The organism is Streptomyces sp. NPDC088706 (assembly GCF_044752765.1).
Lineage (GTDB): Bacteria > Actinomycetota > Actinomycetes > Streptomycetales > Streptomycetaceae > Streptomyces.
Genome location: NZ_JBIVLW010000002.1, coordinates 45,949 through 66,618 on the forward strand (window position 1 = coordinate 45,949; position 20,670 = coordinate 66,618).

At 72.5% G+C, this 20,670-nt stretch carries 14 protein-coding genes; 8 read left to right on the plus strand and 6 right to left on the minus strand.

All coding sequences use genetic code 11. From position 1 onward, the window contains the following. Positions 1–76: 76 nt before the first annotated feature. From ACIQAK_RS05800 to ACIQAK_RS05820, 5 genes are all read right to left on the minus strand, one after another. A complete protein-coding gene (locus ACIQAK_RS05800; RefSeq protein ID WP_366387052.1) occupies positions 77–2,320 on the minus strand; it encodes a CDP-glycerol glycerophosphotransferase family protein in 2,244 nt (747 codons plus the stop codon). 189 nt (positions 2,321–2,509) lie between these two features. Then, positions 2,510–3,388: a carbohydrate ABC transporter permease gene (locus ACIQAK_RS05805; RefSeq protein WP_366387053.1), complete on the minus strand. Its 879-nt coding sequence runs from the start codon at positions 3,386–3,388 to the stop codon at positions 2,510–2,512. Next, the gene (locus ACIQAK_RS05810) at positions 3,385–4,671 is read right to left on the minus strand and encodes a sugar ABC transporter permease (protein WP_366387054.1); all 1,287 of its coding nucleotides are present in this window, start codon (positions 4,669–4,671) and stop codon (positions 3,385–3,387) included. The genes ACIQAK_RS05805 and ACIQAK_RS05810 overlap by 4 nt, the downstream gene beginning before the upstream one ends. Before the next feature lie 115 nt (positions 4,672–4,786). After that, entirely contained in the window at positions 4,787–6,148 is a 1,362-nt protein-coding gene (locus tag ACIQAK_RS05815; protein ID WP_366387055.1) for an ABC transporter substrate-binding protein, read from the minus strand. A gap of 277 nt (positions 6,149–6,425) precedes the next feature. Then, positions 6,426–10,277, minus strand: coding sequence for an FHA domain-containing protein (locus ACIQAK_RS05820; protein ID WP_366387056.1), 3,852 nt, complete (start codon positions 10,275–10,277; stop codon positions 6,426–6,428). 475 nt (positions 10,278–10,752) lie between these two features. Between ACIQAK_RS05820 and ACIQAK_RS05825 the strand changes: the two genes are divergently transcribed. The 4 genes from ACIQAK_RS05825 (at position 10,753) to ACIQAK_RS05840 (ending at position 16,449) form a co-directional block, all read left to right on the plus strand. Then, positions 10,753–12,441, plus strand: a complete 1,689-nt coding sequence (locus ACIQAK_RS05825; protein ID WP_366387057.1) for a protein kinase domain-containing protein — start codon at positions 10,753–10,755, stop codon at positions 12,439–12,441. Positions 12,442–12,703: 262 nt separating this feature from the next. Beyond that, positions 12,704–13,954, plus strand: a complete 1,251-nt coding sequence (locus ACIQAK_RS05830) for a serine/threonine-protein kinase (protein WP_366387058.1) — start codon at positions 12,704–12,706, stop codon at positions 13,952–13,954. 104 nt (positions 13,955–14,058) lie between these two features. After that, positions 14,059–15,165: a peptide chain release factor 2 gene (gene prfB / locus ACIQAK_RS05835; RefSeq protein WP_030567842.1), complete on the plus strand. Its 1,107-nt coding sequence runs from the start codon at positions 14,059–14,061 to the stop codon at positions 15,163–15,165. A gap of 357 nt (positions 15,166–15,522) precedes the next feature. Further along, entirely contained in the window at positions 15,523–16,449 is a 927-nt protein-coding gene (locus tag ACIQAK_RS05840) for an LPXTG cell wall anchor domain-containing protein (protein WP_366387059.1), read from the plus strand. Between the two features lie 224 nt (positions 16,450–16,673). Here the strand turns inward: ACIQAK_RS05840 and ACIQAK_RS05845 are convergent, their stop codons facing one another. Then, positions 16,674–16,874, minus strand: a complete 201-nt coding sequence (locus tag ACIQAK_RS05845; RefSeq protein ID WP_366387060.1) for a hypothetical protein — start codon at positions 16,872–16,874, stop codon at positions 16,674–16,676. Between the two features lie 260 nt (positions 16,875–17,134). Here ACIQAK_RS05845 and ftsE point away from each other — a divergent pair, with 260 nt between their 5' ends. The 4 genes from ftsE to smpB all read left to right on the plus strand — a co-directional run bounded on the left by ftsE (position 17,135) and on the right by smpB (position 20,564). Further along, positions 17,135–17,824 carry a cell division ATP-binding protein FtsE gene (gene ftsE, locus ACIQAK_RS05850; RefSeq protein ID WP_015608884.1) on the plus strand — a complete coding sequence of 230 codons (690 nt, stop codon included), beginning with the start codon at positions 17,135–17,137 and terminating at the stop codon, positions 17,822–17,824. A gap of 56 nt (positions 17,825–17,880) precedes the next feature. Further along, positions 17,881–18,801, plus strand: a complete 921-nt coding sequence (gene ftsX / locus ACIQAK_RS05855; RefSeq protein WP_366387061.1) for a permease-like cell division protein FtsX — start codon at positions 17,881–17,883, stop codon at positions 18,799–18,801. 68 nt (positions 18,802–18,869) lie between these two features. Then, positions 18,870–20,057 (plus strand): S41 family peptidase, encoded by a 1,188-nt coding sequence (locus ACIQAK_RS05860; protein WP_366387062.1) that lies wholly within the window; start codon positions 18,870–18,872, stop codon positions 20,055–20,057. An 18-nt stretch (positions 20,058–20,075) separates the two neighbouring features. Further along, positions 20,076–20,564 (plus strand): SsrA-binding protein SmpB, encoded by a 489-nt coding sequence (gene smpB / locus ACIQAK_RS05865; RefSeq protein WP_366387063.1) that lies wholly within the window; start codon positions 20,076–20,078, stop codon positions 20,562–20,564. Positions 20,565–20,670: the final 106 nt, after the last annotated feature.

Consider the following 20,670-nt stretch of genomic DNA (forward strand, 5'->3'; position numbering starts at 1 on the left):
TGGGGCGGCGGAGGGGAGGCGGTAGGGGGGCGGCGCCGAGGGGGAGCGGCGGCGAGGCGGTGCGGGTCGCCCCGGCTCAGCCGCCCACCCGCGCCCCCGCCGGATCCTGCCGCACCTGAAGGATCTCCGGCCGGGCCGGGGCCGGCAGCGGCAGCCCGTCCGTCTCCCCGAGGAAGACCCGCCGCACCACGCGCTCGGCGGCGTTGCCGTCGTCGTAGGGACAGAACCGCGCCCGGAACGCCGCCCGCAGCTCCGCCGAGCGCGAGCCCCGCCAGTGGTCGCTGGCGAAGATGTCGAACAGCTCGTCCTGACTGCGCGCGACCACGCCCGGAGGGAACGAGGTGATGTCGAAGTAGGTTCCCCGGGCCGCCTCGTACGCCTCGATGTCGCCCAGATGCAGGACCACCGGGCGGTCAAGGTTGACGTAGTCGAACATCAGCGACGCGTAGTCCGTGATCAGCGCGTCCGAGGCGAGCGCCAGGGCCTCCGGCGAGGGGTGGGCGGTGACGTCGATGATCCCGGGGTGGCTCGTACGCGTACGGCCGCCGCTGCCACCGCCGACCGCCGCGCGGCCGGCCCGGCGGGGTGCGCGCTCCAGGATCACGAACTGCGGGCCCAGCACCCGGATCAGCTGCTCCAGGTCGAGGGCGGGCCGCTGCACACGCCGGTAGTCGCGGTGCGTGGGGGCGTACAGGAGGGCCGTGGTGCCCGCCGGGATGCCGAGCACCTCGCGGAGCCGGACCACGTCGGCGGGGCCGGTGCGGCGGTAGACGTCGGTGCGTGGGTCGCCGTACTCCAGCGTCGTGTACGCGGACGGGTAGGCCCGCTCCCGTACGAGGGTGGAGTACGGGTTGGCGGAGAGGGCGAAGTCCCACGTGTCGACGGAGCGCAGCAGCTGCTCGAAGTCGGTGTTCCCGGCGGCGGCGGGCCGGTCCAGCAGGTCGGTGCCGATGGTCGCGAGCGGGGTGCCCCGGTGGGTCTGGAGCACGATCTGGCCGCGCCGCTTCACCAGCCGGCGGTCGAAGGCGCCGTCGTGCACGAGGTACGTGGAGCGGGCGAGGGCGCTCCAGTACGCGAAGGAGCCGGGCGCGAGGGCGCGGGCGCCGGGCGGCACGGTGTGGGCGTCGGCGGGACGGCAGATCCACGCCGTCCGCACCGCCGGGACCAGCTCGCGCGCCTTCGCCTCGATGGCCGCCGGACTGCCCGCGTACGCCCCGCCCCCGTCGGCGGCGAACACCGCGTCCCTCGCGCGTAGCGGCAACCGCAGCTGGACCCGGTAGTGCGCCTGGAGGGCCGCGCCCCGCACCGCCGCGCGCAGGGCGGCCCCCCTCCGCCGCAGCCCGTCGCCGATCCGTCTGCTCGCCGCCAGCGCCCGGTAGGTGCGCCGCGCGCCCAGCCGCATCAGGCCGTGGCGGAGCTGGGCGCGGCGGGGGACGGAGGCGCCTGGGGTGCGGTAGCGGCGGCAGGAGGCGGTCGCCCGGCGGAAGAACGCGGCGCGGCTGGGGTGCGGCAGCCGGTCCCGGGAGGCGTAGACCGCCGCGAAGTGGTCCAGCATCCGGCGGAACAGCACCGGCCGCCACACGGCGAGTTCGGGGCGGGCGTCGACGAACGCGAAGACCCGGTCGTACTGATGGAAGATGTCGAAGTGCTTCTCGCTGGTGGTGGAGAGGATGTTGCCGCGCCGCCGCTGCCGGTAGGAGACGCAGACCGCGTCCAGCACCGCGATCGACCCGGCGGACATCAGCACCGGGTAGGTCCAGGGCGTGTCCTCGTAGTAACCGGGCGGGAAGGTGAACCCCTCGGCCTCGACGAACGCGCGGCGGTAGGCCTTGTTCCAGACGACCATGAGGAGTTGCAGCAGCTCGGGGCGGTCGGCCAGCCGGAAGGTGTCGGGGCCACGCTCGGCGAGCCGGTCCGCGAGGACGTTGCGTACGCTCCGGCCCGACCAGTACGTCCGCGCGTAGTCATACATCAGCACATCGGGGTCGCCGGTCGCCCCGAGCCGGTCGGCGATGGTCTGGAGCGCCTCCGGGAGGAGGGTGTCGTCACCGTCCAGAAAGAGCAGGTAGTCCCCCGACGCCCGTTCCAGACCGGCGTTGCGGGCCGGGCCGAGGCCGGCGTTGTCGGGGAGGTGGAGTGCGGTGACGCGGGGGTCCCGGCGGGCGTACTCGTCGGCGATCGGACCGCAGGCGTCCGGGGAGCAGTCGTCGACCACGATGATCTCGTAGTCCTTGAAGGACTGGCTCAGTACGGAATCCAGACACGCGTGCAGATACGCCTGGACCCGGAATGCGGGCACGATGACACTGAACCGGGGCACTACACATCCATGGGTCGTTCGCGGGAACCAGGTGGCCCGCAAACGTCGGATGGAATGACAGGGTTACGCCGGACGTGGCATTCGGGCGACATGTGCGACGAAGCGGTCCCGTTCCGGTGAACGGGACCGCCTCCGGCTGACGTACGGCTGTACGTGCCGTCGTCCGTAGGGACGTGTCTCCTTCCGGCCCTACTTGACGGCCCCCGCCATGACGCCCGAGACGAACTGCCGCTGGAAGGCGAAGAACACCGCCAGCGGGATCACCATCGACACGAACGCGCCCGGCGCCAGGACGTCGATGTTGTTGCCGAACTGGCGTACCTGCTGCTGGAGCGCCACGGTGATCGGCGGCGAGTCGGAGCCCGCGAAGATCAGCGCCACCAGCATGTCGTTCCACACCCACAGGAACTGGAAGATCCCGAGCGAGGCGATCGCCGGACCGCCCAGCGGCATCACGACCCGGGTGAAGAGACGGATCTCGCCCGCCCCGTCGAGCCGTGCGGCCTCCAGCAGTTCGCGCGGGATCTCCGCGAAGAAGTTCCGCAACAGGAAGATGGCGAACGGCAGCCCGAAGGCCGTGTGGAACAGGACGACCCCGAGCGTCGTCTCGAAGATCCCGATGGTGCCGAAGAGTTCGGAGACGGGGATCAGGGCGACCTGTACGGGGACCACCAGCAAACCGACCACCAGCAGGAACCACCAGTCGCGGCCGGGGAAGTCCATCCAGGCGAAGGCGTATCCGGCCAGCGAGCCGATCACCACCACCAGCACGGTGGAGGGCACGGTGATCATGATGGTGCTGACGAGCGAGCCGGTGATCGTCGAATTGTCCAGCAGTCGCTGGTAGTTGTCGAAGGTCAGCTCGGATGGGGCGGTGAAGACCTTCCACCACCCGGTCGCCGCGATGTCCTCGGGCCCGCGGAGCGAGGAGAGCAGCAGGCCGATCGTCGGCATGATCCAGAACAGGGCCACCAGGATCAGGAAGACCCGCATCACCCCGCCACCGGCGCGCGCCGTGATCCGGGCGCCGAGGGACTGTTTGGCCTTGTGAGTTCCGGGAGTGGTCATCGCCGCCCCTCCTTCCGTATCCGGCGCACATTGAAGAGCATCACCGGCAACACCAGCAGCAGCAGAAGCACCGCGATGGCACTGCCGATGCCCAGGTCGGCGTCCGTGCCGAACGAGGACCGGTAGAGCTGGAGGGCCAGGACGTTCGCGTCGTCCTGGGTGGAGCCCGGCGCGATGATGAAGACCAGGTCGAAGACCTTCAGTACGTTGATCATCAGCGTCACCAGCACCACCGCCAGGACCGGCGCCAGCATCGGCACGGTGATCCTCCGGAACACCTGCCACTCGTTGGCACCGTCCACCCGGGCCGCCTCCAGGAGTTCGCGTGGCAGGCCCGCCAGGCCGGCCGCGATCAGCACCATGGCGAACCCGGCCCACATCCACACGTAACTCCCGATGATCCCGGGCGTGACGAGGGAGGGGCCGAGCCAGTCGACGCCGTTGTAGGGCTCGCGGAAGTTGTCGGCGGGCAGCCGCAGCAGCGACCCGTCCGCCGATGCGGGCAGGGTGAACACCCCGTCCGCCCCGGCCGTCGCGGTGGCGACGACCTTGCCGTCCTTGACGGCCTCGACCTTCAGGCCCTTCAGGCCCAGCTCCCCGGGGTCGACGACGTTGGGTTTCCCGCCGCCGCCCCGGGTGAAGTCCAGCCAGGCCGTGCCGGTGATCCCGTCACCGTCCGCCGCCGGGGCCGCCTCCGCCGGGCGGGCGGCGCCGGGCATCTTGGCCGGGGCCACCCCGACCAGCGGCACCTGGACCGGCTCCCCGGCCCGTACCGGCTCCTTGGAGACGTACGACCCGCCCTCACCCTTCTTCAGCGGATGCACGGGCAGCGGGCGCGCCTTGGGGAAGCCGGCCGACTCGTTGAACGTGTCGTGCACGCCCACCGCGACGGCGTTGGCCACCCCGCGCTCGGGCGCCTGGTCGTAGACGAGGCGGAAGATGATGCCCGCCGCCAGCATCGAGATCGCCATCGGCATGAAGACGATCAGCTTGAACGCCGTGCCCCAGCGGATCCGCTCGGTCAGCACCGCGAAGATCAGCCCCAGCGCGGTGGCGACGGTCGGGGCGAACACCACCCAGATCGCGTTGTTCTTCACCGCGGTGAGGATCGTGTCGTCGGTGAACAGCGCCTTGTAGTTGTCGATCCCGGCGAAGCCGGTGCCGGCCTGGTCGAAGAAGGACCGGTAGACCGAGTAGCCGATCGGATAGAGCACCAGCGCGCCGAGCAGCACCAGCGCGGGCAGCAGGAACGCCGCCGCGATGGCCCTGCGGGTGCCGGTCACGCTCCTGCGGGTCTTCGCCGGGGCCGGGGCGGGAGGACCGCCGGGTGCCGGGCGCGGATTCGTGTCGGCGGGAGGCACCGCACCGGCGCCCCCCGCGTTCGTGGTCGCCACCGCGTCAGCTCTGGTACGCCTTGGCCGCTTCGGACTCCAGCTTCGCTTGAGTCCCCGCGACGTCCTTCGGGTTCTTCAGGAAGTCCTGGAGGATCTTCCACTCGCCCTTCCCGGGCGTCCCGCCGAACGACTGCGGGGCCTGGTCGGACATGTCGAAGCGGACGTCGTCGCCGGCCGCGACGAGCGCCTCGGCCATCGTGCGCTGCACCTCGTTGGGGTACGCGGCCGCGTCCAGGGACTTGTTCGGCGAGATGAACCCGCCCGCCTCGGCCCAGATCTTCGCCGCGTCCGCCGAGGCCAGCCAGGTCAGCAGCGCCTGGGCGCCCTTGCTGTCCTTCAGTGCCACCGCCGCGTCGCCGCCGGTCACCACGGGGGAGTCGGCGCCGACCGCCGGGAACGGGAAGACCTTGGCGTCCGTGCCGATCTTCGCCTCGGTCTGCGCGATGTTGACGGAGACGAAGTCGCCCTCGAAGACCATCGCGCCCTTGGGCTGGTCGCCGCCGGTGAACGTCTGGGTCACCGAGGTCGGGAACTCCGTCTGGAGCGCCCCGTCGGCGCCGCCCGCGATCAGCTCCGGCTTGCCGAACAGTTCGGCGAGCGTGGTCAGCGCGTCCTTGACGGACGGGTCGGTCCACGGGATCTCGTGCTTCGCCAGCTGGTCGTACTTCTCCGGGCCGGCCTGGGAGAGGTAGACGTTCTCGAACCAGTCGGTGAGCGTCCAGCCGTCGGCACCCGCGACGGAGACGGGGGTGACACCGGAGGCGGAGACGGTCTCCGCGGTGGTGATGAAGTCCTTCCAGGTCTTCGGTTCGGCCGCGCCCGCGTTGTCGAAGGCCGCCGCGTTGTACCAGATCAGGGACTTGTTGGCAGCCTTGAAGTAGACGCCGTACTGGGTGCCGTCCACCGCCCCGAGGTCCTGCCAGACCTTGGCGTAGTTCTTGCTCAGCTGCGCCTTCGCCTCCGCGCCGGCCGGCTTGGCCCACTTCTTGGCCACCGCCTGCTGGATGGCGCCGACCTGCGGGATCATCGCGACGTCCGGGGGCTCGCCGCCCGCGATCTTCGTACCGAGGAAGTTGACGATCGGGTCCTGGGCCGGGACGAAGGTGACCTTCGCGCCCGTACGCTTCTCGAACTCGCCCAGCACCTTGGTGAAGTTGGCCTGCTCGGGTCCCGTCCAGACCGCGGCGACGGAGATGTTCTCCCCGTCCAGCTTCGGCAGGGCGACGGTGGGGGCGCTGTCCGTGCCCTTGTCCGTCCCGTCGCCCGACTTCTTCGACCCGCCGTCGTCCCCGCAGCCGGTCAGCGCCAGCGCGCCGACCGCCGTGAAGACGAGTGCGGCCCTGCGTATGGAAAGGGTTGTACGCATTCCTGCCCCGTCTCTTCCGTACGCGCCCGACCACGTTGTCGTCGCCCGGGCTGCGTCGTCCGTGCGCACAGTCCTACGCCCGGTGTCCGGGCCCCGCAATACCGCCGTCCGGCCCGACACGGTGATCGTGATGGCCTCGTGACGTCGTATCAGTCAATGCCGGGGAATGCGGCGGAATGAGGTGAGGGACGGGCGGGCAGGGGCAGGAGTGTCAGGTCGGATGAGCGTCTCCTGGCGGTGCGTCGCGGTGAGTTGACGGGTTCGGTGGGCGGTGGCGTCACGTCGGGAACGGGATCAGTGGCGGCAGGCGCTCGGCGTTCACCGAACGGGCCGCGCGCTCCAGGGCGCTGGCGAGCAGCGCCAGGTCCGTCGGCCCGTTGCCCAGCTCGCGGACCGGGCGCCGGGTCGGCGGATCGCCCATCCGCTCCCACTCCAGCGGGACGACGGTGGGCCGCAGCGTCGCCGTACGCGGGATGCGTCCGGTCACCCTGCCGCCCTGGAACGGGGTCACCCGGCCGTCCGGATGCCCCAGCCTGCCCCGGCCCGGGGCGGGTTCGTCCGGGGAGGGCGGCAGGACCGGGGCGTCGAGCACGATGCGCAGCCTCGCCCCCCGGGCCAGCTCGGTGTCCTCCGTCCGGTCCGGGCGCGCCGAGGTGGCGACCAGGTGCACCCCGAGCCGGCCGCCGTCCCGGGCCACGGCCTCCAGCGCCCGCACCACGGAACCGGCGGCGGGACGGCCGGGGCTGCCGAGCCCCGGGGCGACCAGGGCGTCGAAGTCGTCGACCAGCACGACCAGGCGCGGCAGCGGAGAGGGGTTCGGGTCCGTCACCCGGGCGGCGACCTGGCGCAGCCGCAGGGTGCCGCTGGCCGGGGAGTCCAGGTCGCCTTGGCGCTCGGCGCTGCTCGGCGGACGCCGGCCCGCGATGCGCCGGGACTCCTCCCGCCGGGCCGCGTCCGCGTGCCGGGCGTGCCAGGCGGCGAAGTCCAGCGGGCCGAGCAGCTCGGCGCGGCGCTTCAGCTCACCGCCCAGGGCCTGCGCGAACTCCCGCATCCGGACCGGGTCGGAGGCGACGAGGTGCGTGAAGACGTGCGGCAGCTCCGTACAGGGGAGCAGCCCCTGTACGGAGCTGCCGCGCTCCTCGGGCTTCCCGCCGGCCCCGTCGACCAGCAGGATGCCGAGCCGGTCGGGCCGGGCGGCGGAGGCGAGCGAGGCCGCGATGGCCCGCAGCAGCTCGGTGCGCCCGCTCCCGGCGGGGCCCTCGATGAGCAGGTGAGGGCCCTCGTCGGCGAGATCGACGCTGAGGGCGCCCCGGGGGCCGGCCCCGAGGACCAGCACGGGCCGCCCGGCGTGCACGGCCTGCGCCGGGTGACCTGCCGGGGCCTCACCACCCTGCGGGCCGACCCGGGGGGCGGTACGGGCGGGGTACGGGGTACGGCCGGAGTCCCGGTCGCCTGCCCCCGGGTACGGCGTACGGCCCGGGTCCCGGCTGTCCGGTGCCGGGTACGGCGTACGGCCCGAGTCCCGGTCGCCTGCCCCCGGGTACGGCGTGCGGCCGGAGTCCCGGTTGTCCGGTGCCGGGTACGGGGTGCGGCCGGAGTCCCGGTTGTCCGGTGCCGGGTACGGGGTGCGGCCGGAGTCCCGGTCGCCTCCCCCCGGGTACGGCGTGCGGTTCGAAGCAGGAGTGTCCTGGGAGCGGTGGCCGTCGGTGGCCGTGCGCTGGGGGCCGATGCGGGGGCCCGTGCTCAGCGTGCGGCCCGAGCCGGGGGTCTCCAGGTCCGCCCGGGACGGGGGGACGGCGGCGGCCCGGGGCACCGAGGCGCCCGGCTGGTCCTCCGCCGTGGAGGCCCAGCGGGCCATCAGCGACGCCGGGGTCGCCCGGGCCAGGCCCAGCTCGTCGAGCAGCCGGGCGGACGGCGGCAGCGCCGCTGTCGTCGGGCGGCCCGCCAGCGCGGCCGAACCCTCGTCCCGCAGCGGCGCCAGCGCCCGCCCGAACCGCTCCGCCCAGGCCGCCGACACCGCGTCCACGGCGGCCACCGTGCCGTGGCCCGCCGCCTGGCCGCCCGCCGTCCGCAGCAGTCGCAACGCCGTGGCGACATCGCCGCTGAGCATGGCGACCGCCCCGCACTCGCGGAAGGCGATGGATGCCCGGCAGGCGATGTCGTACGTCGCGGCCACCGGCGAGGTGGGGGAGGCGGCCGGGGTCTCGGCCAGGCAGATCAGATGAATCCCGGCCGCCGCCCCCGCGCCGGCCAGCCGGGCCGTCGTCTCGCGCAACGCCGCCGTACCCGGGTCGCCGTCCAGCACCACCACCGTGTGCGGGCCCGTGTGCGCACGGGCCGCGTCGGCCACCTCGGCCCGGTCCAGGTTCGGCCAGCCGGGACCGAGCGGCCCCTCGTCGAGGCGGCGGACCAACTCGGCCGTGCGGGCCTCCGCCTGCTCACGGTCGTACGCGAGGAGGAGCCGGCAGTCCTGCCCGTGCATCGGGCGCAGATGCGGCAGCCACCCCAGCCAGGACCACTCGTGCCGCCGTTCCTCCAGGGAGCGGGAGCGGTCCGTGGAGATGAGCACGACCTCCAGGTCGAAGGGGGAGTGCAGCGCGGCGAGCTGCGCCACCGTGGCGCGGGCCAGCCCCGCCAGCCGGGCGCGCGGCCCGGCGATCCCCAGCGAACCGGCCTCCCGCAGCCCCACCGTCACCGGCACCGACGGCACATCGGCCCGGTCGGTCGTCCCGAGCCGCACCACGAGCGCCTCCGGGTGCCCTTCGTGGCGCTCCCACAGCCGGGGCCCCGGGCCCAGCGCGGTCAGCAGCACCGCCGCCGGGTCCGGCCAGGTGCCCTGGGGCGCGGACGGCACGGCGGAGAAGGGGGAGAGCGGGGAAGCGGGGGAGGCCAGGTGACCGGAGTCGCCGACGGAACCGGCGGAACCGGCGGAGGCGGAGGCGGTGTATGGGTCTGTTCCCCGGGCCTCCGGGAAGGGGGCGTGCGACGGGAGGGACCCGGTCTCCTGCCACGCGCCCCGGCCAGGCTGCTCCGCGACCTGCGCCTGCTCGCTCCTGGCGCCGCCCCCGCCCTTGAGCCGCCGGGCCCAGGCACCTATCCCCCCGCGCCGAGGCGCCTCACCCGCACCGGACCCGTCGCGCCCACCCCCACCGGACCCGTCGCGCCCACCCGCACCGGACCCGTCGCGGCCACCCGCACCGGACCCGTCGCGGCCACCCGTAGCGAAGGAGTCCCCGCCTGCTGCTCCGAACGGCTCCCTGCCGCCGTGAGTGCGCTGGTGCGAGGCCGCGTCCGGCGCGCCGTGACCGGGCCAGGGCTTCTGGCCCTCATACCCCGTCGGCTCCGGGCGGGAGGCGTAGGGCGGATGCCCGTACGCGTGCTCCCGCCCCTCGTCGTCGCCGCGGTAGGAGCGGGCCGCGAGGGGGGAGGACGCGGGCGTCGTCCCGGAGGAGGGGCGCACCGGGGCGTGCGGGTCCGTCTCGACGCGGCTCACCCGCAGGTGACCCTCGCCGTCGGGGGCCGTCGGCAGCGTCACAGCGCGGGAGCCGGCCGTGAGCCGGAGGGCCGACTCGCCGAGCCGCAGCAGGGCGCCGGGCGGGAAGCGGACGGGCCGGTCGCGGACCTCCGTACCGTCCAGAGAGGTGCCGTTCGTCGAGCCGAGGTCGGCGACCGAGACCCGGCCGTCCTCGGAGACCGTCACCGCGCAGTGCAGCCGGGACACGTCCGGGTCGTCCAGCGGGACGTCGGCCTCGGCGGAGCGACCGATCCGGATCTGCCCGCCGTGCAGCAGATGGACCCCGCCCGCGTCCGGCCCGGCGACCACGTGGAGCTGGGCCGGAACGGCGTCGTCCGTCGCCTCGTCATCGCCGGGGACCTGGAGCGAGAGCACCGCGCCGTCCACGAGGGGTGGTTCACCGAGGGCGATGCGCTGGGCGTCCAGCCGCTCCCGTCCGGCGAAGAGCACCACAGCCCCGCCGCCCTGGGAGCCCTCGGGCCCGGAGACGGCCTGGGCCAGACCGGAGGCGACAGCGGCCAGCGCCGTCCCGGCGGGGGCGGTGACGAGCACGTCGCAGGCGCGCGCCGGGGTCTGGCCGCTGCGCGGCGCTAGGACGGTCAGCCGGATCTGCATCGCCGTCGGCGGTCCCTTCTGCGCGGGGTGCCCGGCAGGGGAAAACCCTGTGATTCCCCCCACCCGGCACGGACAGGTCGTCCGTACAGGTCGTCACGGACCCCCAGGCTCCGACCCTCGGATCCGTGCTTGGAGGCATCCTCGCACCTGCCACTGACAACACGCCCGGCGGTCACCTTTAAATGATCTTGAATGGTCGGCTGTGGGCGCAAAAGTGCCTGCTTGCGTCCGGTTCCCGCCGCTCGGGCCGCCGTGACCAGGGCCGCCTGCCGGGAGCCGGGCGGGCCTGGGGTACTGCTGTTCGAGTCTCCGATTCCCGGGCGTCAACCGTGAGCGGCAACCATCTGTCCGGTGTGCGCGTCTTCCCCCGAAACGCGACCCCTCGGCCCCTCCTCCAGCGGCATTAGAGTGGGCCGGAACATCCGGGCGGGACCGGGGGGACCGCAAGCACCACGATCAGCAGGGAGCGCATGACGTGCGGCCGGTAGGCAGCAAGTACCTGCTCGAGGAGCCGCTCGGACGCGGCGCCACGGGCACCGTCTGGCGAGCCCGCCAGCGGGAGACCGCGGGCGCCGAGGCAGCCGTCGCCGGTCAGCCCGGCGAGACCGTGGCGATCAAGGTCCTCAAGGAGGAGCTCGCCAACGACGCCGATGTCGTGATGCGGTTCCTGCGGGAGCGCTCGGTGCTGTTGCGGCTCACGCACCCGAACATCGTGCGCACCCGCGACCTGGTCGTCGAGGGCGATCTCCTCGCCCTGGTGATGGACCTGATCGACGGTCCCGACCTCCACCGCTACCTGCGCGAGAACGGCCCGCTCACCCCGGTCGCCGCCTCCCTGCTCACCGCGCAGATCGCCGACGCGCTCGCCGCCAGCCACGCCGACGGCGTCGTCCACCGCGACCTCAAGCCGGCCAACGTGCTGCTCGACGAGCGCGACGGCCGGATGACCCCGATGCTCACCGACTTCGGCATCGCGCGCCTGGCCGACTCCCCGGGGCTGACCCGGACGCACGAGTTCGTCGGCACCCCCGCCTATGTGGCGCCGGAGTCCGCCGAGGGCCGCCCGCAGACCTCCGCCGTGGACATCTACGGCGCGGGCATCCTGCTGTACGAACTGGTCACCGGACGACCGCCGTTCGCCGGTGGCACCGCCCTCGAAGTCCTGCACCGGCACCTCAGCGAGGAGCCCCGCCGCCCCTCCACCGTCCCCGAACCGCTGTGGACGGTCATCGAGCGCTGCCTGCGCAAGGACCCGGACCAGCGGCCCAGCGCCGAGAACCTGGCCCGCGGCCTGCGTACGGTCGCCTCGGGCATCGGCGTCCACGCGAACTCGGCCCAGATCGCCGCTGCCGAAGGGGTGGGCGCCCTGCTCGCCCCCGACCCGGCGCCCACGGCCGTCCCGGAAACGCCGGGAGCCGCCGACCCCACGCAGGTGCTGCCGAGCAACGCGGGCTCCTACGACCCCGCGGCCCCCACCAGCGTGCTCCAGCAGACCTCGGGTCCGGGCGGCGAGCGGGGACCCGGCGGCCAGGCCGACCCGACCGCCGTCATGCCGCCCGTACCCCAGCGCCCCGACGAGCCGCCGCAGCCGGACGGGCCGCACCCCTGGCAGTCGCAGCTCCAGGCGGCCCGCGACCGCAACGAGCAGACGCAGGTGCAGTACCTGGACCCGAGCCAGGACCCGCTGCGCCGCCGCCCCCAGCGCCAGCCGCAGCAGCCTCCCCAGCGCCAGCAGCCGCAGCAGCCCCCGCAGCAGCCCCTCCAGCAGCAGTACCCGCAGCAACACCAGCGGCAGCAGCCGCAGCAGCGGCCTCAGCGCTACCAGGCCCCGCCGCAGCCCCAGCGGCAGCAGTACGCGCCCCCGCAGCCGCAGCAGCCCCAGCAGCCCGCCCCACGCCCTCCCCGCGAGCCGCGCCCGCCGAGGCAGCGCAGCGCCAACCCGATGCGCATCCCCGGCCTGGGCTGCCTCAAGGGCTGCCTGTTCACCGTGGTGCTGCTGGTCATCGCCGGCTGGCTCATCTGGGAGCTGACCCCGCTTCAGGACTGGGTCGCCCAGGGCAAGGGCTACTGGGAGGCGATCGGCGACACGATCAGCACGGTCACCGACTGGATCTCCAAGCTCGGTGAGAGCACCGGTGGCTCCGGGGGTACGGGCGGGGCCTGACGCCGACGCCGCGGGTACGGCCCGATCCTGACGGCGAAGCCGCAGGTACGGGCTGAGCCTGACGGCGACGCCGTGGTCTCGGCCGGGCGTACGGTCGGGGGCCGGAGACCGGTACCACCCCCGACTCTGTCCCTTTGTCGACTTCTCCGGGCCGATTCGGCCCGGAGAAGTGCAGGTTGGCGCCATCCTGGGCACGCACCACCCCGAACGCCGCGTAACTTTGTCGACCGGGGGTCCACCGCCAGCCGCTGAGGGAGCAGTCTTGGCACGGAATATCGGCAGCCGGTACACGGCCCACCAGATCCTGGGGCGCGGCAGCGCCGGCACGGTGTGGCTCGGCGAAGGGCCCGAGGGCCCGGTCGCCATCAAGCTGCTCCGTGAGGACCTCGCGTCCGACCAGGAGCTCGTGGGCCGCTTCGTACAGGAGCGCACCGCCCTGCTCGGGCTCGACCACCCCAACGTGGTCGCCGTCCGGGACCTCGTGGTGGACGGCAACGACCTCGCCCTGGTGATGACCCTCGTCCGCGGCACCGACCTGCGCACCCGCCTGGACCGCGAACGCCGCCTCGCCCCCGAGGCGGCCGTCGCCATCATCGCGGACGTCGCCGACGGCCTGGCCGCCGCCCACAAGGCCCAGGTGGTCCACCGGGACGTCAAGCCGGAGAACATCCTGCTCGACATGGAAGGCCCGCTCGGCCCCGGCGGCGCCCACCCGGCCCTGCTCACCGACTTCGGCGTCGCCAAGCTCATCGACACCCCGCGCCGCACCAAGGCCACCAAGATCATCGGTACGCCGGACTACCTGGCCCCCGAGATCGTCGAGGGTCTCCCGCCGCGCGCCGCCGTCGACATCTACGCCCTGGCGACCGTGCTGTACGAGCTCCTCGCCGGGTTCACCCCCTTCGGCGGCGGCCACCCCGGCGCGGTCCTGCGGCGCCATGTCACCGAGACCGTCGTCCCGCTGCCCGGCATCCCGGAGGAGCTCTGGCAGCTCCTGGTCCAGTGCCTGGCCAAGGCCCCGGCCTCCCGGCTGCGCGCCTCCGAGCTCGCCGTACGGCTCCGGGACCTGCTCCCGCTCCTCGCCGGTATCCCGCCCCTGGACGTGGACGAGCCCGGCGGCGACGAGGCGGAGCAGCAGGCGCCCGCGTACGACGAGCAGCAGTACACCCCGTCCGCCGGGGAGCCGCGCCGCCGCGGGGCGGTCCCGCTGGTGCCCGGCTCGTCCCCGGACTCCAACCGGGACACCCACACGAGCATGCGCGTCCCCGCCCCCGACGAACTGGCGGGTGGCCCCCTCGGTACGGCCCGCGCCCCGCGCGCCCCCGGAAAGCCGCGCTCCGGCTCCGCCCGTAACAAGTCGGCGGCCGTCCGTAAGCGCCGTATCACCCTGGGTGCCGCCGCTCTCCTGCTGTGCGCGGCCGTCGCGGTGGGCGGCTGGCTGGCCACGGGCGCCGGTGACGGGGACCCGGCGGGGCCCCAGGACAGCGAGAACTCGGCTCCGGCGACCCCGTAGGACACCCGTCCCAGGACCGCTCCCGGGCCGGCCCCCGGGTCGCTTCCCCCGTCGGCTTCCCGGGGGAGGGCAAGCTTCATCCGCCATGCCGTTACGCTGGACCCGTGGCAGTCGTCGATATTTCCGAAGAGCTGAAGTCCCTCTCCTCGACCATGGGGTCGATCGAGGCCGTCCTGGACCTGGATGCGCTGCGGGCGGACATCGCCGCGCTTGAGGAGCAGGCAGCGGCGCCGTCCCTCTGGGACGACCCGGACGCGGCCCAGAAGATCACCAGCAAGCTCTCGCACCTCCAGGCCGAGGTCCGCAAGACCGAGACCCTGCGCGGCCGCATCGACGACCTCGCGGTCCTCTTCGAGCTCGCCGAGGACGAGGGCGACGCCGAAGCGCTCGCCGAGGCGGAGACCGAGCTGGAGTCGGTGCGCAAGGCCCTGGACGAGATGGAGGTCCGCACCCTCCTGTCCGGCGAGTACGACGCCCGCGAGGCGCTGGTGACCGTCCGCGCCGAGGCCGGTGGCGTCGACGCCGCCGACTTCGCGGAGAAGCTCCAGCGCATGTACCTCCGCTGGGCGGAGCGGCACAACTACAAGACCGAGGTCTACGAGACCGCGTACGCGGAAGAGGCCGGCATCAAGTCGACCACCTTCTCCGTCCAGGTCCCGTACGCCTACGGCACCCTCTCCGTCGAGCAGGGCACCCACCGCCTGGTCCGGATCTCGCCCTTCGACAACCAGGGCCGCCGCCAGACGTCCTTCGCGGGCGTCGAGGTGCTCCCGGTCGTCGAGCAGACCGACCACATCGAGATCGACGAGTCCGAGCTGCGGATCGACGTCTACCGCTCCTCGGGCCCCGGCGGACAGGGCGTCAACACCACGGACTCCGCGGTCCGCCTGACCCACCTGCCGACCGGCATCGTCGTCTCCTGCCAGAACGAGCGCTCGCAGATCCAGAACAAGGCGTCCGCGATGAACGTCCTCCAGGCCAAGCTCCTTGAGCGCCGCCGCCAGGAGGAGCAGGCGAAGATGAACGCGCTCAAGGGCGACGGCGGCAACTCCTGGGGCAACCAGATGCGTTCGTACGTCCTCCACCCGTACCAGATGGTCAAGGACCTGCGTACGGAGTTCGAGATGGGCAACCCCGAAGCGGTCTTCAACGGCGAGATCGACGGCTTCGTCGAGGCCGGCATCCGCTGGCGCAAGCAGCGCGAGAAGTAGCCTCCGCCGTACGAGGGTTGGGCCCGGACAGGGAACTGTCCGGGCCCGCCTGCGTTGGGGGAGCACTGCGGCGAGTTGGGGGGAAGCTGTGCCCGATGCGTCACAGTCGTGCTGCCGAATAGTCGTCAAGAGCCCCTATAAGGGTGCTTACCGCGCACAACGGCCTTGACGGAATCCTTAACTCTGGCCAGGGTGCTAGAGCAGCATGCGTATGTCCGGGACGGGTGTGAACCGGGGGGCTGGCGGGGTGACCACGACACGACGTGGCCCTGCCGAGAGCGCGATACCCCGCAGGGCCGCCGTGGCCCCGCATATGGCTGCTCCAATGACGAGATCGGCTACTGGGGGTAGCAACAGATGACGAAGAAGACGCGCATTCGCGTCGCGCGGATAGCCGCTGGTGCGGTTATCGCCGCGGGTGCCTCGCTGACCGCCGCGGGTGCGGCGCAGGCGCTGAACGGTCCCGGCGAGGACCAGGTGTCCACCCAGGGCGCGGAGGCCAAGGACGGCCCCATCGGCGGCCTCATCGAAGGCACCACCGAGGGCGGCGACCCGGGCGGTGTCGACCAGGGTCAGACCACCACGGGTGAGACGACCGGCGAGACGACGACCGGTGAGACCACCGGTGAGACGTCTTCGACGGGCGAGACCACCACGGGTGAGACCAGCGGTGAGACGTCTTCGACCGGCGAGACGACGACCGGTGAGACCACCGGTGAGACGTCTTCGACCGGCGAGACCACGACCGGTGAGACCACCGGTGAGACGTCTTCGACCGGCGAGACCACCACGGGTGAGACCACCTCGGGCACGTCCGGCACGTCGGGCACGTCGGGCACGTCGGGCACCTCCGGCACGTCCGGCACGTCCGGCACCTCGGGCACGTCCGGCACCTCCGGCTCCACCGGCTCCACCGGCACCTCCGGCACCTCCGGCTCCACCGGCACCTCCGGCGGCGACGACGGCGGTACCGGCGGCGACGGCGGCACCAACGGGTCCGGCACCAACGGGTCCGCTACCTCCGGCTCCGGGACCTCCGGTTCCGCGACCGGTGGCGACGACGCCTGCACCGTGGAGTCCGGCGTTGTCGAGTGCGCCGACAACACGGACACCGACAGCGTCGGCAACCAGCCGGTCGAGCAGAGCAAGGGCAAGGAAGAGCTCGCCGAGACCGGTGCGGCCGAGACGACCTTCCTGGTCATCGGTGCCGCGACGATGATCGCCGGCGGTATCGGCTTCCGCATCCTGCCGCGTCTGGTCGGCGGCGGCCGTACGGTCGCCTAGGACCGCTGAACACCGTGTACGGGCCACCTGAGCCCCGTACACGGGCCGGCACGGCACAACCGAAGGGCCCGGGAGGCCGTACAGAGCCCCGCGGGCCCTTCCGTGCGCCCGGACCCGCTCCAGCGGCCGTACGCGGACGTTCTGCGGCAGCCCTCAAGGCTTTCCCGGCGGCGCAGGGAGCGCTCCGGGCGCGGCACCGGAGGGCCGCAGGGATCGCAGGCGGGTCAGCCCGTCCGGTGGGCCAGCAGCGCGAGCGCCGTCAGCAGCACGACCATCAGCGCGATCAGCATGGCGGGGCTCATCCCGGCCAGCGGGCCCTGCCCCTGCTCCTCCAGCATCTGCTGCCGGACGGCACGGCAGACGCGGCAGCGGCCCTCGCTCACGGGCGACGCGCAGTTCGCGCACACCAGTCGGTCATAGGTCATGCGCATTCCTCCTCCCGCGCGGCGGAGCCGCTGACTGCTTCTTCCTCCGCACAACGCTCCGGGGAACGCGACCGTTCCCCCCACCACTGTGCCAGCTCCCGCCGGTTTCGGCGCGGCCCGCCGGACAAGGGAGGGCCCGACCCGGTACGTACCGGGCGGCGATCCGCCATAAATCGCCCATTGCCGGACGGCGCCTGCACGTGTGAGCCCGGTTCGCGTATGGTCACGCTCACCTACTCCCGGCCGACCGTGGTGCATCCGTGATCCGATTCGACAACGTCTCCAAGACCTACCCGAAGCAGACCCGACCGGCTCTGCGCGATGTCTCGTTGGACATCGAGAAGGGTGAGTTCGTCTTCCTGGTGGGCTCCTCCGGCTCCGGCAAGTCGACCTTCATGCGGCTGATCCTGCGCGAGGAGCGCGCCAGCACGGGCATGGTCCATGTGCTCGGCAAGGACCTCGCGCGGCTGTCCAACTGGAAGGTGCCGCAGATGCGCCGCCAGCTGGGGACGGTCTTCCAGGACTTCCGCCTGCTGCCCAACAAGACCGTCGCGCAGAACGTGGCCTTCGCCCAGGAGGTCATCGGCAAGCCGCGCGGTGAGATCCGCAAGGCCGTGCCCCAGGTGCTCGACCTCGTCGGCCTCGGCGGCAAGGAGGAGCGGATGCCCGGTGAGCTCTCCGGTGGTGAGCAGCAGCGGGTGGCGATCGCCCGGGCCTTCGTCAACCGCCCGATGCTGCTGATCGCGGACGAGCCGACCGGCAACCTCGACCCGCAGACCTCCGTCGGCATCATGAAGCTGCTGGACCGGATCAACCGGACCGGCACCACCGTGATCATGGCGACCCACGACCAGAACATCGTCGACCAGATGCGCAAGCGCGTCATCGAGCTCGAATCGGGCCGTCTCGTACGCGACCAGGCGCGCGGCGTCTACGGCTACCAGCACTGACCGAGGGGCCCCCGGGCCCCTCGTGCATGTCGAGCATCGAGTACTGAAAGGACGCCATGCGCGCCCAGTTCGTCCTGTCGGAGATCGGCGTCGGTCTCCGTCGCAACCTCACGATGACCTTCGCCGTCGTGGTCTCCGTCGCCCTCTCGCTCGCCCTGTTCGGGGGCGCGCTGCTGATGCGCGAACAGGTCAGCACGATGAAGGACTACTGGTACGACAAGGTCAACGTCTCGATCTTCCTCTGCAACAAGAACGACGCCAAGGACATGCCCAAGTGTGCGAAGGGCGCTGTCACCGCGGAGCAGAAGAGCCAGATCAAGGCCGACCTGGAGAAGATGGAGGCGGTCGAGAAGCCGGTCCACTTCGAGACGGTCGACGAGGCGTACAAGCACTACCAGGAGCAGTTCGGCGACTCCCCGATGGCGGGCAACATCACGCCCGACCAGATGCAGGAGTCGTTCCGCGTCAAACTGAAGGACCCGCAGAAGTACAAGGTCGTGGCGACGGCCTTCGCGGGGCGGGACGGGGTGCAGTCCGTCCAGGACCAGCGGTCCATCCTGGACAACCTCTTCGAGCTGATGAACGGCATGAACGTCGTGGCGATCTACGTGATGATCCTCATGCTCGTCATCGCGGTGATCCTGATCGTCAACACCGTGCGCGTCTCCGCGTTCAGCCGGAGACGTGAGACGGGCATCATGCGCCTGGTGGGAGCCTCCGGCTTCTACATCCAGGCCCCCTTCATCATGGAGGCGGCCGTCGCCGGCCTGATCGGCGGCCTGCTGGCCTGCGCGATGCTGCTCGGCGGCCGTTACTTCCTGATCGACGGCGGCCTCGCGCTCCAGGAGAAGCTGAACCTGATCAACTTCATCGGCTGGGACGCGGTCTTCACCAAGCTCCCGCTGGTGCTGGCGATCGGCCTCCTGATGCCGGCGATCGCCGCCCTCTTCGCGCTGCGCAAGTATCTGAAGGTATGACATACGCCTCCTGGGGCGCACGGGCAAGTACCCGTGCGTCCCAGGAGGCTTGTCCTAGACTCGGCGTCATGTCGGGTTGTCCGCACCGCTTCCGGCCCCGCGGCCTCTGCCGCGGGGCGGCCCTGACAGTGGTCTTCGGGTGTGTCCTCGCCACCGGCGCGGCGACCGGTTCGCTGCCGCAGGGCCCCGGTCCCGTACCGGAGTTCCCGGCGCGTGCCGTCGCCTCCACCGTCGCCCCGGTCGACCGCGAGGAGATCGAGGAGGCCGCGGCGGAGGCCGAGGCCGACGGGAAGTCCGTGAAGGAGGCCGCCGGGGAGGTCGTCAGCCGCAGTGGGGACCGCTGGGGCGCGGTCTACGACGAGCGGGAGTACGAGGAGTTCGAGCAGGCCCTGGACGGCTCGTACACCGGCGTCGGTCTCTCCGCCCGCCGCACCGTGGACGGCGGCGTCGCCGTCTCCCGGGTCCAGCCCGGCGGCCCGGCCGAGCGGGCCGGCATCCGCGAGGGCGACCTGCTCCGCACGGTGGACGGCCGCCGCGTCGACCGGCGTCCCGTCCCCGAGGTGGTCGCGTTACTGCGCGGTGACGGTACGGGGGCCGAGGAAGGCACCCGCGTCGTCCTCGGTCTCGTACGCGAGGGAGAGCCCTCGACGAAGACGCTGGAGCGCGTCCGCCTGACCCCCGACGCGGTCACCGTGAGCCGCCTGGGCACCGGCCCCTCCTCGGCCCTCCTGGTCAAGGTCGCCGCTTTCACCAAGGGCACCGGCCAGGAGGTGCGGGACGCCGTTCGCGGGGCGCCCGGGGAAGCCGGGATACTCCTCGACCTCCGGGCCAACTCCGGCGGCCTGGTCACCGAGGCCGTCACCGCCGCCTCCGCCTTCCTGGACGGCGGCCTGGTCGCCACGTACGACGTACGCGGGCGGCAGCAGGCCCTGTACGCCGACCCGGGCGGCGACACCGAGCGGCCCGTGGTGGTCCTGGTCGACGGCGGCACGATGAGCGCGGCCGAACTGCTCACCGGCGCCCTCCAGGACCGGGGCCGCGCGGTCACCGTCGGCTCGCGCACCTTCGGCAAGGGCTCGGTGCAGATGCCCAGCGAGCTCCCGGGCGGTTCGGTGGCCGAGCTGACCGTGGGCCACTACCGGACACCGGCCGGCCGCAGTGTCGAGGGCAGGGGCATCACACCCGACCTGGTGGCGGGGGAGAGGGCCCAGCAGCGGGCCGAGACGGTATTGAGTGGTCTCGGGGGTGGGTCGTAGTGCGAAAATGACCGCACTATGGCTAAGGACAGAGACACCGGGCGCAAGATGGTCGCGCAGAACAAGAAGGCGCGGCACGACTACACGATCCTCGACACCTACGAGTGCGGCCTCGTGCTCATGGGCACCGAGGTGAAGTCCCTGCGGATGGGCCGGGCCTCCCTGGTCGACGGGTTCGTCCAGATCGACGACCACGAGGCGTGGCTGCACAACATCCACGTACCCGAGTACGTCCAGGGCACCTGGACCAACCACGCGGCCAAGCGCAAGCGCAAGCTGCTCCTCCACCGGGCCGAGATCGACAAGCTGGCGTCGAAGTCCCAGGAGAGCGGCCACACGATCGTGCCGCTCGCCCTGTACTTCAAGGACGGCCGGGTCAAGGTCGAGATCGCGCTGGCGAAGGGCAAGAAGGAGTACGACAAGCGCCAGACACTCCGCGAGAAGCAGGACACGAGGGAGACGAATCGCGCCATCTCCGCGGCCCGCCGACGGCAGCGCAGCGCCTGAGCGGTGCCGCTCCGGGCCGGGGCCGCCCCCCGCCGGAGGGAATGCGCTGGCATCGTCCGGCGTCAGTCACGTACGATGGGCCGTGCACCTCAGCGAAGGTGTGCGT